Here is a 13,704-nt window from a genome sequence, read left to right as displayed (position 1 = left end):
GGCGGCGGGTCTTCGTGCGTCTGGGGCTCCGTGGACCGGGAGCGTCCGCGGTCGTGCGGCGTGCGGGCGTCCAGCCGGAGCGTGACGGGGGGTGTCCTACCCCAAGGACTGTGCGGCGCGTCGCACCGCGCTCTTGCGTCCCGCCAGGAGCGCCGCCATCGGCGTCTCACCGAGCATCTCGTCCTCGGAGAAGAGCCACGAGACGATCTCCTCGTCGCTGAGCCCCTGATCCCCGAGGAGGATCACCGTGCCCTTGAGCGAGGGCAGGATGATGATCTTCTCGGAGCCCTCGGCTGTGAGGCGGGGCGTCTTGACGTCGGCCGGGTTGGAGAGGTGCGCCGGCACGAGGAACGCGGCCGGGATCGCGAAGACGTTCCGCTCGCCGCGTCGCATGCCGACGATGCGGCGGTCGCCGAGCGCGTTGCGGATCGATGTGACAGCCGTCCCGAGCTTCTCCGCCACCACGGGCAGGCTCAGCCACTCCCCGACCAGCGCGTCGATGCGCGCGGTCTCGAGCTCGTGCGCGGTCGGCGCGTCTTCAGGGTCGACAGGGGGGTGCTCGGTCGTGTTCACGTGCACAGCCTACGGCGATCCCCCGCACGCGTGCGTCCGCCGGGGGTCACACGGGCGACCCACCCGCCTTGACGATCCCACCTGAGCGCGACAAAGATCACTCCAGTACCATCAGTCACACGAGCACCACCATGCTCAGGTGTCACACACCCTCAGTGCTCACCGACATGCCACACCCTGTGCCCCCGGCACCGGACGACAGATCGGATTCCCCCCATGCCAGCTCGCAGCAGTGCCACGCTCGCGGCAGACGTCCCCGCACCGAGCCTCCAGCGCACCATCGGTCGCTACGCGCTCCGCTACGGCACGACGGGCGTCGCCCTCGCCGCAGCGTCGATCGCCGCCTCGGCGACAGCAGCCTCCGCAGACGACAGCTACGAGGTCCGCTCGGGCGACACCGTCAGCCAGATCGCCCGCGACACCGGGACCAGCGCGCAGGCCATCCGCGCCGCCAACAGCCTCGACGCCCAGCTGCGGATCCGGGCGGGTCAGACCCTCACCATCCCGTCGGGGCAGGCGTCCACAGCCCCGGCGCAGGCCTCGGCAGCCGCACCTGCTGGCTCCCACACCGTCGTCACAGGCGACACGGTCTCCGGGATCGCCCGCTCCTACGGCACGACCGCCTCGGCGATCGTCTCGGCCAACGGCCTCGACTCCCGCGCCTTCATCCGCGCCGGCCAGGTCCTGACGATCCCCTCGGGCCAGTCGTCGTCCGCCCCGGCACAGACCTCCACGACGTCCACGGCCAGCGGCTCCTCGCACACGGTCGTCGCTGGAGACACGGTCTCCGGTATCGCGCGGGCCTACGGGACCACGCAGTCGGCGATCGTCTCGGCCAACGGCCTCGACGCCCGTGGGTTCATCCGCGCCGGCCAGACCCTCACGATCCCCGGCGCGGGTGGCGGTGCCGGCCAGACGGTCTCGACGGTGTCGTCAGCGGCTGCTGCCCCGGCCCCGACCCAGCAGCTGGTCGGCGACACGTTCCTGGGACGCACATACTCCCGCGACGTCGTGTCAGCCGCGAACACCAACAAGGCGACGCTCAACGCGAGCCAGGTGCCCTCGAAGAGCGACATGAAGGACCTGGTCCGCAGCACGGCCAGGGCCCACGGGGTCGACCCGGCGCTCGCCCTCGCGATCGCGACCCAGGAGTCCGGCTTCGACCAGCGCGCGGTCTCCCCCGCCAACGCGATCGGCACCATGCAGGTCATCCCGAGCTCGGGCGACTGGGCCTCCGAGATGGTCGGGCGCGAGCTCAACCTGCTCGACCCGCAGGACAACGTCACAGCCGGTGTGGCGATCCTGGGTCGTCTGCTGGCGACGAGCCCGTCGACCGACACCGCGATCGCGGGCTACTACCAGGGTCAGTCCTCGGTCCGGAACAACGGCATGTTCGACGACACCCGTCGGTACGTGGCCAACGTCCAGACCTTGGCGAACCAGTACAGGTGACCCAGATGCGCACGAACAGTCCGCAGGGGGCCTGTTCGTGTGTGGAGAACCTGCACGCAGGGTGCGCGCATCCCCGCGTTCCCCCGACCCTCACCGTAGGATCTTCGCCGTGGGAAGCACTGTGACTGATGCACTCGTCGGCCGTCTGGTCGACGGGCGCTACGAGGTGCTCGAACGCATCGCGCGCGGCGGCATGGCGACCGTCTACCTGGCGAGCGACCGTCGCCTCGACCGCGAGGTCGCAGTCAAGGTGATGCATCCGCACCTCGCCGACGGTGCGTCAGGCGCGGACTTCGTCTCGCGCTTCCGACGTGAGGCCCGCGCCGCTGCACGGCTCACGCACCCCGGCCTCGTCGCCGTCTACGACCAGGGCGTCGACGGCGAGACGAGCTACCTGACGATGGAGTACATCGACGGGACCAACCTGCGCCACCGGATCCAGGACGAGGGCCCGTTCACCGTCGCCGACGCGCTCGACGTCGTCGAGCACGTGCTCGACGCCCTCGCAGCAGCGCACAGGCACGACCTCGTGCACAGGGACATCAAGCCCGAGAACATCCTGCTCGCGACCGACGGACGCATCAAGGTCGCGGACTTCGGTCTCGCGCGTGCCGTCACCGAGGTCACCTCGACGACCACCGGCACCATCCTCGGGACCGTCGCCTACCTCGGCCCGGAGCTGATCGCGACAGGACAGTGCGACACGCGCACCGACGTCTACGCCGTCGGCGTCATGCTCTACGAGATGCTCACCGGGACGCAGCCCTTCACGGGGTCGACCCCGATCCAGGTGGCCTTCCAGCACGTCAACGGCTCGGTCCCCGAACCGTCTGACACCCTCCCCTGGCTCCCCGCGGAGATCGACGAGCTCACCTGCGCGCTCGCCGCGAAGAGCCCGGAGGACCGCCCCGCCGACGCGACCGCGGCCCTCGCCTACGTCCGCCGTGTCCGGGCCGAGCTCTCTGACGACGTCCTCGGTCGCAAGGGCGAGAAGCCCGTGGTGGCACCCTCACCTGTGAGCGACGACTCTGACGACGACGTGACCGCAGGGCACGCTGAGGCAGCGGGCGGTCAGACGACAGCTGCCGGCACCCGGGGCGAAGAGTCGGCCGACATCTCGGCGCTGCTCGACGCGACCGGTGTGGTCCGGGTCTCCTCGCCGGCGGCCTCAGCCCGGGCTGCCACGACCTCGACGAGCCGCACCGACCCCGGGTCGTCCTCCGAGAACCTCACGCAGAGCCTCACGCACGCGACCTCTGGCTCGACCATCGCCCTGAGCATCGGCTCGGGCCAGATCTCCGACGAGAGCACTCCCGACGAGCCGCCGGCGCCGCGTCGCCGCAGGCGAGCCCTGGCATGGGTCCTCGTCCTCGTCCTGGTGCTCGGAGGTGGCGGCGCCGCCGGCACGTACTGGTGGTACACCGCCGGCCCCGGGCACTACACGGAGGTCCCGACCGGTCTCACGGCCGTGCCGTCGGACGACGCCGTGGCGACGCTGACGACGGCCGGTCTCGGTGCCGACACGTCAGAGGCCTACAGCGACACGGTCCCCGCAGGCACCGTCGTCGACGTCCGCCCCGCCGAGGGCGAGCAGATCCCCAAGGACGGCACCGTCGAGCTGACCGTGTCTCTCGGCATCGAGAACTTCGTGGTCCCCGCGGGGCTCACGAACATCGCGGCCACCGACGCCGAGGCGTCCTTGCGCGCGACGGGATTCACCCAGGTGACCAGCGAGGAGCAGTGGAGCACCGACGTCCCTGCGGGCACGGTCCTCAGCCTGTCGGCCGCCGAGGGTGCCACGCTCCCCCACAACGAGCCGATCGTCCTCACGGTCTCGAAGGGACCGGAACCCGTCACCGTGCCCCAGCTGGTCCCGCTGTCGCTCGAGGAGGCGACCGAACAGCTCGCCGCGATCGACATCTCGGTCGTCACCACCGAGGAGTACAGCGAGACCGTCGCCGAGGGCAAGGTGATCTCGCAGAGCATCGAGCAGGGCACCCAGGCCTTCCGTGGTGACGAGGCCACCCTCGTCGTCTCGCTCGGCATGCCCTACGTCGAGGTCCCGAGCGTCATCACCAAGCCCGTCGCAGAGGCGCGAGCCGAGCTCGAGGCTGCTGGTTTCAAGGTCGACGTCTCGTACTGGCTCGGGTTGTTCGGCAACGAGGTCCGTGAGCAGAGCGCGGCACCCGGCAGCGAGCTCCGCAAGGGTTCGACCATCACCCTGACGCTCTGACCCTCGCGGGCCCTGCCCCCCGCAGGCTCGGCCCGGCAGGCTCCGCCCGAAGCACCAGCAGCGGGGACTCCCGCCCGCCGAGCACCGACGACTCGCAGACGACGAAGGACCTGACCTCAGGGAGAGGTCAGGTCCTTCGTCGTCTGGGCAGTGCTCCCGGTGCGACAGTCCCGCTCAGCGGGCCTGCAGCATCTGCGCGACCTGGAAGGCCATCTCGAGGGACTGCTGGTGGTTCAGGCGCGGATCGACAAGAGTCTCGTACCGCAGCGCGAGACCTGCGTCGTCGATCTCCTCGGAGCCGCCGAGGACCTCGGTGACGTCGTCACCCGTGAGCTCGACGTGCAGCCCGCCAGGGACCGAGCCGAGACCGCGGTGCACCTCGAAGAAACCGCGGACCTCGTCCAGCACGTCTTCCAGGCGGCGGGTCTTGTACCCGGAGTCCGACGTGATGGTGTTGCCGTGCATCGGGTCGGTGACCCAGGTGACCGGACCGCCCTCGCGGGTGACCTTCTCGACGATCGCAGGCAAGGCCTCGCGGATCTTCGAGGCGCCCATCCGGGTGATGAAGGTGAGCCGCCCCGGCACCCCGTCGGGGTTGAGCCGCTCCTGCAGACGCAGCGCGTCGTCACCGGTCGTGGTCGGACCGAGCTTCACACCGATCGGGTTCGAGATCCGCGAGAGGAAGTCGACGTGCGCGCCGTCGAGCTGGCGTGTCCGCTCGCCGATCCAGAGGAAGTGCCCGGACGAGTCGTACGGCAGGCCCGTCTGGGACGACACCCGCGTGAGCGCGCGCTCGTAGTCGAGCAGGAGCGCCTCGTGGCTGACGAAGAACTCGACGGTGCGCAGCGCCTCGAAGTCGGCCCCGCACGCCGCCATGAACCGGATCGCGCGGTCGATCTCCGCAGCGGTCTGCTCGTACCTCGCATAGGCGGGGTTCGTCATGAAGCCGCGGTTCCACTCGTGCACCTGACGCAGGTCGGCGAAGCCACCGGTAGTCAGCGCGCGGACCACGTTGAGGGTCGCGGCCGAGATCGTGTAGCCCTGCAGCAGGCGCTCCGGGTCTGGGACGCGGGCACCCTCGGTGAAGGCGTGACCGTTGACCATGTCGCCGCGGTACGCGGGCAGCGTCACGCCGTCGCGCGTCTCGTCGTTCGAGCTGCGCGGCTTGGCGTACTGCCCGGCCATGCGTCCCATCTTGACGACGGGCATGCTGGCGCCGTGCGTGAGCACGACAGCCATCTGCAGGATGGTCCGCACCTTGTTGCGCACGCGGTCGGCGTTCGCCTCGGCGAAGGTCTCGGCGCAGTCGCCGCCCTGGAGCAAGAACGCCTCGCCGCGCCCGGCAGCCGCGAGACGCTCGGTGAGCGTCTCGAGCTGCGCGGGCACGACGAGCGGCGGGACGGCCGCGAGGCGCTCGCTCACCGAGCGCAGGTGCTCGGCGTCGGGCCACACAGGCTGCTGCCCAGCGACCAGGGAGCGGAAGTGGTCGAGCCCCGCAGCGATCTCGGGATCGACTGTCACGCTCATGAGTGGGCGGGGGCGGGCACCAGGTCCTGGCCGATCTCGCCGAGCAGCTCGCCGAACCACTGCTGCTGCACGTCGAAGGCCTTGCCACCGGCGATGCGCGGGAACGCGATCGCCTTGAGACGGTCGCCGTCCTCCTCGTCGTGCCCGATCACGCCGGACTCGTTGCGGAAGGCGCAGTCGACGGCGAGGTCCGTCATCGACTTGATGAGGCGCAGGTCCTCGGCGTTGGCGGCCGCGGCGCGCGAGTAGTAGCCGGACTTCTGCACCATGGTCTTCTCGGCGCCGAGGAGCTCGGCGAACTGCTTCGCGAACCAGGCGCCGGGGTTGATCGTGTCGAGCTTGACGTGACCGAAGGGGTCGCGCTCGACGGTCTCTCCGGAGGCCTCGAGCTGGGCGACGATCTCGTTCATGCCTGCACCCTCGGAGAGGAAGATGTTGACGTTGCCGACCTCGTCCATGACGGTGCGCAGGCGCTTCGCCTCGGCCTCGATGTCGAGGGCGAGCTCGGGCAGGAACACCGCGTGGATGTCCCACCGCTCCTTGGTGAGGCCGATGCCCGGGACCCACTCCTTGGTGTCGAGGTTCTTGCGGTAGGCCGCAGCCGAGGCCGCCGTGAGCCAGCCGCAGTGCCTGCCCATGACCTCGTGCACGATGAGCATGCGCGGGCCCGAGCGGTGCTCGCCGATGACGTTCTCCGCGAAGTGCGCGGCCTCTTCGGCAGCGGTCCAGGCACCGAGGGACTGCTTGATCGGCACGACGTCGTTGTCGATCGTCTTGGGGAGCCCGACGACCGTGAGGTGGTAGCCGTTCTCCTCGAGGTACGCGGCGAGGTCGGCAGCCGTCGTGTTGGTGTCGTCGCCACCGATGGTGTGCAGGACGTCGACGCCGTCGGCCTTGAGGCGCTCGGCTGCCACGGTCAGCGGGTTCTCGCCCTCCTGGACGAGACCACGCTTGACGCAGTCTGCGGCGTTGGTGAGCTTGACGCGGCTGTTGCCGATCGGCGAGCCGCCGAAGCGGTGCAGCACGCCGGCGTTCTTGCGTGTCTCGGCGTCGATGACGATCTTGTTCCCGGTCAGCAGGCCGTGGTAGCCGTGCTGGTAGGCGATGATCTCGACCTCGGGTGCAAGCTCCGTGTAGCGCTCGATGAGCCCACCTACAGCGGACGAAAGACACGGGGCGAAGCCGCCTGCCGTGAGGAGCGCAACGCGACGGACCGTCATGGGAACAACCTCTCATCGTGCCCGGCCGCGAGCGCGCAGGTGCGTGCTGGTCGGGCGCTGGAATCGTACGTAAGACCGGGCGTCAGTCTACCGACGGCCCGGGGGTCTCCTGGGGCGGTTCCGGCACCTGGACGTCAGGTGCTCGGCGTCCGCCCGGCGCGCTCGGCGCAGCCGTGCCCGCCTGGGTGGCCTTGACGCCGGCGGCGAGGCGCGCCTTCTGCGTCGCGGCGTAGATGTCGACGTACTCCTGGCCCGAGATGCTCATGAGCGAGTAGAGGATCTCGTCGGTCACCGAGCGCAGGATGAAGCGGTCGTTCTCCATCCCCGCGTAGCGGGAGAAGTCGAGGGGCTCACCGATGACGATCCCGATGCGCATGGGCTTCGGGAGTCGCTTGCCGATCGGCTGGGCCTTGTCGGTACCGATCATCGCGACGGGGATGACCGGGGCGCCGGACTCGAGCGCGAGGCGGGCGACGCCGGTCTTGCCGCGGTAGAGGCGGCCGTCGGGGCTGCGGGTGCCCTCGGGGTAGATGCCGAAGAGGCCACCGTCGGCGAGCCTGTTGAGCCCTGTCCGCAGCGCCGCCTCGCTGGCCTTGCCCCCCGAGCGGTCCACGGGGATCGTGCCGACACCGCGCATGAAGCCTGCGGTGAGGCGTCCTTTGAGCCCTGTCCCGGAGAAGTACTCGGCCTTGCCGATGAAGACGATCTCGCGGTCCAGGACCAGCGGGAGGACGAAGGAGTCGATCACGGCGAGGTGGTTGCTGGCGATGATCGCCGGACCGTCGCCAGGGATGTTCTCGAGCCCGCGCACCCACGGTCGGAACATGAGTCTCAGAAGCGGCCCGACCAGGACTCGCTTCATCAGCCAGTAGAACAACCCGCCTCCTCGTGCGCCTCGCCCCTGCGGGACTCGCATCCGACTCTAGAGTGATCTCCATGTCAGGAACCACCGATGACCCCGCGAACCCGCCGGGTGAGCAGCCGGACTCGCCCGAGCAGCCGGACGGCGAGACCGCCGCGCCCGCTGACGACGACACCCAGGACCCGGAGCACGAGCAGCCACGAGGCTACAGTGCGCGGGACCGCGGCCCGATGGACCAGCGCCAGACCGATGCAGCCTGGGAGGAGATCGTCGCAGAACTCTCCGATCTTTCCACGGATCGGGCCGGTGATCTAACCGCGTCACCTGCGACGGAGGCTGGCGGCTTCGACTTCCCGGTCGCGCCCTGGGTCGACCAGCCCTCGGACGAGGCCGAGCCCCAGGGACCCGCTGCCCCGCGCGTGCACCCCTCGGGGCACCGGAGCTGGGTCGTCAGCGACGAGGCGCAGGCGGCCCGAGACGCCGAGGGCGACTTCGTCCCGCCAGACCCGGACTTCGAGCTGAGCGCAGACCGGCTGAGGAATCTCGGGTGGTTCGCCGTCGTCGCGGCGCCCGTCCTGGCCGTGCTCGCGATCGTCCTGTGGCGCGCCGCCCCGACCTCGGCCTACGTCACGCTCGTCGGAGTGTTCCTCGCGGGCGCGGCCCTGCTGGTGTGGCGCATGCCCACGCACCGCGACGACGACTCGGGGGACGGCGGCGCCGTCGTCTGACCGCCGCAGTCGTCTGACAGGCAGCGCCATACGACGAGCAGCGCCGTCTGACGAGCAGGACCGTCTGGCGGGCTCGGCCGCCCGGTCGGCGTCGTCGTCTGACGGGCGCCGTCGCACCAGGAGCAGGCCAGCCGTCGCCCACGCCTGCCAGACCTCAGGCACAGCAGGAGCCCCTCACCCGGCACGGGTGAGAGGCTCATGCTGTGTCGGCGCTGCCGCCGGAGGGCCACCAGGCCCGGTCAGCTGCGGGCGAGGTCCGCCGCGCCGACGATGCCGGCCTCGTTGCCCAGCGCTGCGAGGTCGATGCGTGCCTCGGGGCGGTGCCCACGGGCCGGGAGCGCCTGGCCGTAGGCCTCACGTGCCGGCTTGACCAGCAGGTCGCCGGCTGCGCCGACCCCTCCCCCGATGACGATCAGCTCGGGGTCCAGGAGCGCGGCGACCGATGCCGCACCCTCGCCGATCCAGCGTCCGAGCTCGGCGAGCAGCTCGATCGAGAGCGGGTCGCCGGACTGCGCGGCCATCGTGACGAGCGGGCCGTTGATGTCGTCTGCCTTGCCGTCGACGAGGTCGAGCAGGTGCGCCGCCTCGCGCGGGCGGGCGATCGCCGCCGCGCGGGCGTCACGGACGAGGGCCGAGCCAGAGGCGTACTGCTCCCAGCAGCCCTCGTGGCCGCAGCCGCAGTAGTGACCGCTCGGCACGACGCGCATGTGGCCGACCTCGGCGGCGACGCCCCAGCGCCCGCGGACGAGCTGGTTGCCGACGATGATCGCTCCGCCGAGCCCGGTACCCACCGTGAGCATGAGCATGTCGCTCGCATCGCGGCCGACCCCGAAGCGGAACTCGGCCCAGCCGGCCGCGTTCGCGTCGTTCTCGACGACGATCGGCACGTCCGTGCCGATGAGCTCTCCGACGCGAGCGGCGATCGGGTAGTCGCGCCACGCGATGTTGGGGGCGAAGTTCACCGAGGTCCGGTCCGAGCTGACGAAGCCGGCGGCGGCGAGGCCGACGGCGCCGATCTCGTAGTCCTTGGACAGCTCGCGGTAGACCTCGGCGATGGCCCGGTCGATGCTCGACGCGTCGTCAGGCTCTGTGCTCACCCGGGTCTGAGCGAGGATCTGACCCTTCTCGTCCACCACCCCAGCCGCGATCTTCGTCCCGCCGATGTCGACCCCGATGGCGTGCATGAACAATTCCTCACTCACTCGACGTGTGACGCATCCCTGTGCGACCCGCACAGCAGCGTACTCAGGTCTGAGGTGTCGCCGCACACTCGATGACCGGCTAGTCTCGGACCCCCGTCGACCACTGCCACTGGAGTCAGCATGGACGAGTTCCACACCCCCGCCCTCATCACCGTCGATCCGGGCAAGAACCTCAACGATCTGCTGGCCAGCAGGGTCGAGGACTCGGGTGACGAACCGTTGATGGAACGCAAGGAGGAGAGCGGGTCGTGGACGTCGGTCTCGGCCCGCGAGTTCGACTCGCAGGTCGACGCTGTCGCGAAGGGCCTCGTGGCCCTGGGTGTCGCCCCTGGCGACCACGTCGGCATCATGTCGCGCACCCGCTACGAGTGGTCGCTGCTCGACTGGGCCATCTGGCGCGCCGGTGCCGTGACGGTGCCGCTGTACGAGACGTCGAGCGCCGACCAGGTCGAGTGGATCTTGTCGGACGCCGACGTCAGGCTGCTCGTCGTCGAGACCTCCGAGCACGCGAGCACCGTCGAGGCCGCGCGGACGGGTGCCCCGGGGCTGCGGTCTGTCCACACCATCGACGACGGTGCGATCGACGAGCTCGTGGCGGCCGGGGCGAGCGTCCCCGACGAGGAGATCCTCCGTCGTCGCAGCCTCGCAGGCCTCGAGGACGTCGCGACGATCATCTACACCTCGGGCACGACGGGCCGCCCCAAGGGCGCCGAGCTCACGCACGGCAACTTCTACGTGCTCACGGTCAACGCCTCCGAGGGCCTGCGCGAGGTCCTGCACCACGGACGGCGCCGCACGCTGCTGTTCATGCCGCTCGCGCACGTCTTCGCGAGGTTCATCCACGTGCTCGTCGTCCCGGCGGGATCGGTGCTCGGCCACACCCCCGACACCGCGACGCTGCTCGAGGACCTCGCCGGCTTCCAGCCCTCGTACATCCTCTCGGTCCCGAGGGTCTTCGAGAAGGTCTACAACTCCTCCGAGCAGAAGGCCGCGGCGGGCGGCAAGGTCAAGATCTTCCGGTGGGCGGCCTCGACGGCGATCGCCTACTCCCGCGCGCTCGACGAGGAAGGCGGGCCCGGGCTGGCGCTGCGGGCTCGGCACAAGCTCGCCGACGTGCTCGTCCTCGGCAAGCTGCGCACAGCCCTCGGCGGGCACGTGAAGCACGCTGTCTCGGGCGGCGCTGCCCTCGGGGAGCGCCTCGGGCACTTCTACAGGGGGGTCGGCCTCGTCGTCCTCGAGGGATACGGGCTCACCGAGACCACAGCACCCACGAGCGTGAACCTGCCGGGCCTGAGCAAGATCGGGACCGTCGGTCCGCCCCTCCCGGGGCACGGCGTGAGGCTCGAGGCCGACGGCGAGATCTTGCTCAAGGGTCCGCACGTGTTCCGCGGGTACCACGGAAACCCTGAGGCGACGGCCGAGGCCTTCACAGCCGACGGCTGGTTCCGCACGGGGGACATCGGCTCCCTCGACGAGCAGGGCTACCTGCGCATCACCGGCCGCAAGAAGGAGATCATCGTGACCGCGGGCGGCAAGAACGTCGCCCCCGCAGTCCTCGAAGACCGTCTGCGCTCGCACCCGCTGGTCAGCCAGGTCGTCGTGGTGGGTGACGCCAAGCCGTTCATCGCGGCCCTGGTGACCCTCGACGTCGAGAGCCTCCCGGGCTGGCTCAGCTCGCACGGCAAGCCCGCGATGTCCCTCGAGGAGGCTCTCGTCGACACCGACGTGCTCACCTCGATCGACGCCGGCGTGCAGCGCGCCAACCGTGCGGTCTCCCGAGCGGAGTCGATCCGCAAGTTCTCGCTGCTCCCCTCGGACTTCACGGTGGCCAACGGATACCTCACCCCCTCGCTCAAAGTGAAGCGCTCCCTCGTGCTCGTCGACTTCGACGACGCCGTCGAGGCGCTCTACGCGGACGGCTCCGAGCAGCACGGCTAGCCCCGCCCGCCGACGCCTCCCGGGCACCCGCCGGCAGCTCTGTCGGTGGGTGCCCGTAGTCTCGCCGGCATGCACGCGCAGCGCTCGAACGACCTCCGCCCAGCCCCTGGCCCCCGGGACGCCGGGAAGCGGCTGCCGGGTGCCCTGCGGACCGTCAGCGGGACGCTGCGCTCCCCGGGCCCCGTCGACATGTCCGGCACCCCCGTGCAGCTCGGGCTCGACGAGCTCGGCACACCCCTGAGCGACGTGACCTTCGTCGTCGTCGACCTCGAGACCACGGGTGGTTCGTCGAAGGACTCGGGGATCACCGAGATCGGTGCGGTCAAGGTCCGGGGCGGCGAGGTGATCGGCGAGTTCCAGTCGCTGGTCAACCCTGGTGTGCCCGTGCCGGCCTTCATCGCCCGGCTGACCGGCATCACGACGCTCATGGTCGCGAGCGCGCCCGGCATCGAGCTGGTGCTGCCGTCCTTCCTCGAGTTCGCCCGCGGGGCCGTGCTGGTCGCCCACAACGCCCCCTTCGACATCTCCTTCCTCAAGGCGGCCGCACGTCGCATGGACCTCGCATGGCCAGGCAACCAGGTGCTCGACACCGTGCCTCTCGCCCGGCGGGTCGTGACCCGGGACGAGGCCCCCAACCACAAGCTCGGCACGCTCGCGGCCCTCTTCCGGGCGACAGTCACCCCGGACCACCGGGCGCTCTCAGACGCCCGCGCGACCGTCGACGTGATGCACGCGCTCTTCGACCGGATGGCTCCCCTGGGCATCACGCACCTCGAAGACCTCGCCACGGCGACAGACCCCGTCCCGGACGACATCCGCAAGCGCCGCCACCTCGCCGACGACATGCCGAGCGGTCCGGGGGTCTACATGTTCGTCGGGCCGGCCGACGAGGTGCTCTACGTCGGGACGTCGAAGAACGTGCGCACCCGTGTGCGCAGCTATTTCACGGCCGCCGAGAAGCGCAGCCGCATGACCGAGATGATCCGGCTGGCCGTGAGCGTGCGCGCCGTGCCGTGCGCGACAGACCTCGAGGCCAGGGTGCGCGAGCTCAGGCTCATCACCGAGCACGCGCCCAGGTACAACCGGCGGTCCAAGCACCCAGAGCGCATGCACTGGGTGCGGTTGTCCGCGGAGGCCTACCCGCGGCTCACCGTCGTGCGCGACGGCGCCGCCGGCCCCGGGGAGGCTGTCGTCGGCCCCTTCGTCTCGAGGTCCAGGGCGACCGAGGCCGTCGAGGCCCTCCAGTCGGCGCACCAGGTGCGCCAGTGCACCAAGAAGCTCCCCGCTGTGCCGTCGGCCTCCGCCTCAGCCTGCGTCCTCGCCGAGATGGGCCGCTGCTCGGCCCCGTGCGTCCGCCCCGAGGCCCGTCCCGCGACGGCTCCGGCCGACGACTACGCCGACGTCGTGGCCGGGCTCGCCCGGTCGATGGCGCACGACCCGAGCCCCGTGGTGACAGCGCTCGCCCGGCGCATCGCCGAGCACGTCGAGCAGCAGCGCTTCGAGGACGCCGGGACCGACCGCGACAGGCTCGAGGCCTTCCTCGCCGGTGCCTCGCGTGCCCAGCGGCTCGCGCCCGTCGTGGCCAGCCCGCAGATCGTCGCTGCACGACCGACCGAGACCGCCGGCTGGGAGATCGTGGTCGTGCGGTACGGGCGGCTCGCGACGACTGCGGTCTGCAAGCACGGCCAAGACCCGCTCGCTGCCGTCGCCTCCGCCGTCGCCGTCGCCGAGCACGTCGTCCCCCCGACCTCGGCAGGTCCTGCGTGCCACCCCGAGGAGACCGACCTCGTCGTCGCGTGGTTGCGGTCCCCCGGCGTGCGGCTCGTCGAGACCGACCTGCCGCTCACCTGCCCTGTCTCAGGAGCCGAGAAGTACGTCGTCGGCAGGTCGACGGCCGAGGTCGTCTCGGCCGCGGGCTGAGCGCGGCATACTGAGACGAGCACAGCCCGACCCACCGGCTCCGAGGAGA

10 protein-coding genes are annotated in these 13,704 nt (G+C 70.7%); 5 read left to right on the top strand and 5 right to left on the bottom strand.

All coding sequences use genetic code 11. The features are described 5' to 3' along the window. Positions 1-96: 96 nt before the first annotated feature. On the bottom strand, positions 97-573 hold the full coding sequence (locus SANBI_RS07535) for an Rv2175c family DNA-binding protein (protein WP_056134026.1): 477 nt from the start codon (positions 571-573) through the stop codon (positions 97-99). 216 nt (positions 574-789) lie between these two features. On the opposite strand from SANBI_RS07535, the gene SANBI_RS07530 reads away from it, so the two are divergent. Further along, positions 790-2,025, top strand: a complete 1,236-nt coding sequence (locus SANBI_RS07530) for a LysM peptidoglycan-binding domain-containing protein (protein WP_319160454.1) — start codon at positions 790-792, stop codon at positions 2,023-2,025. 109 nt (positions 2,026-2,134) lie between these two features. Then, entirely contained in the window at positions 2,135-4,258 is a 2,124-nt protein-coding gene (gene pknB / locus SANBI_RS07525; RefSeq protein ID WP_319160452.1) for a Stk1 family PASTA domain-containing Ser/Thr kinase, read from the top strand. Between the two features lie 174 nt (positions 4,259-4,432). On the opposite strand, the gene SANBI_RS07520 is transcribed toward pknB, so the two are convergent. From SANBI_RS07520 to SANBI_RS07510, 3 genes are all read right to left on the bottom strand, one after another. After that, positions 4,433-5,785 carry a class II 3-deoxy-7-phosphoheptulonate synthase gene (locus SANBI_RS07520; RefSeq protein WP_319160449.1) on the bottom strand — a complete coding sequence of 451 codons (1,353 nt, stop codon included), beginning with the start codon at positions 5,783-5,785 and terminating at the stop codon, positions 4,433-4,435. After that, positions 5,782-7,005, bottom strand: coding sequence for a pyrophosphate--fructose-6-phosphate 1-phosphotransferase (locus SANBI_RS07515; protein ID WP_179912760.1), 1,224 nt, complete (start codon positions 7,003-7,005; stop codon positions 5,782-5,784). Before SANBI_RS07515 ends, SANBI_RS07520 begins: the two co-directional genes overlap by 4 nt. A gap of 82 nt (positions 7,006-7,087) precedes the next feature. Continuing rightward, positions 7,088-7,867, bottom strand: a complete 780-nt coding sequence (locus SANBI_RS07510) for a lysophospholipid acyltransferase family protein (protein WP_056134023.1) — start codon at positions 7,865-7,867, stop codon at positions 7,088-7,090. Between the two features lie 74 nt (positions 7,868-7,941). On the opposite strand from SANBI_RS07510, the gene SANBI_RS07505 reads away from it, so the two are divergent. Beyond that, the gene (locus SANBI_RS07505; protein ID WP_319160447.1) at positions 7,942-8,595 is read left to right on the top strand and encodes a hypothetical protein; all 654 of its coding nucleotides are present in this window, start codon (positions 7,942-7,944) and stop codon (positions 8,593-8,595) included. Positions 8,596-8,834: 239 nt separating this feature from the next. Here SANBI_RS07505 and SANBI_RS07500 read toward each other — a convergent pair whose 3' ends face one another. Further along, the gene (locus SANBI_RS07500; RefSeq protein WP_179912762.1) at positions 8,835-9,779 is read right to left on the bottom strand and encodes an ROK family glucokinase; all 945 of its coding nucleotides are present in this window, start codon (positions 9,777-9,779) and stop codon (positions 8,835-8,837) included. Positions 9,780-9,917: 138 nt separating this feature from the next. Between SANBI_RS07500 and SANBI_RS07495 the strand changes: the two genes are divergently transcribed. Both SANBI_RS07495 and SANBI_RS07490 read left to right on the top strand, forming a co-directional pair. Next, entirely contained in the window at positions 9,918-11,735 is a 1,818-nt protein-coding gene (locus SANBI_RS07495; RefSeq protein WP_319160445.1) for an AMP-dependent synthetase/ligase, read from the top strand. Between the two features lie 69 nt (positions 11,736-11,804). Beyond that, positions 11,805-13,655, top strand: a complete 1,851-nt coding sequence (locus SANBI_RS07490) for a DEDD exonuclease domain-containing protein (RefSeq protein WP_319160443.1) — start codon at positions 11,805-11,807, stop codon at positions 13,653-13,655. The last annotated feature ends 49 nt before the right edge of the window (positions 13,656-13,704 follow it).

Source organism: Sanguibacter biliveldensis (assembly GCF_033798665.1).
Classification (GTDB): Bacteria; Actinomycetota; Actinomycetes; order Actinomycetales; family Cellulomonadaceae; genus Sanguibacter; species Sanguibacter inulinus.
This window is presented reverse-complemented; position numbering and strand designations above follow the sequence as displayed.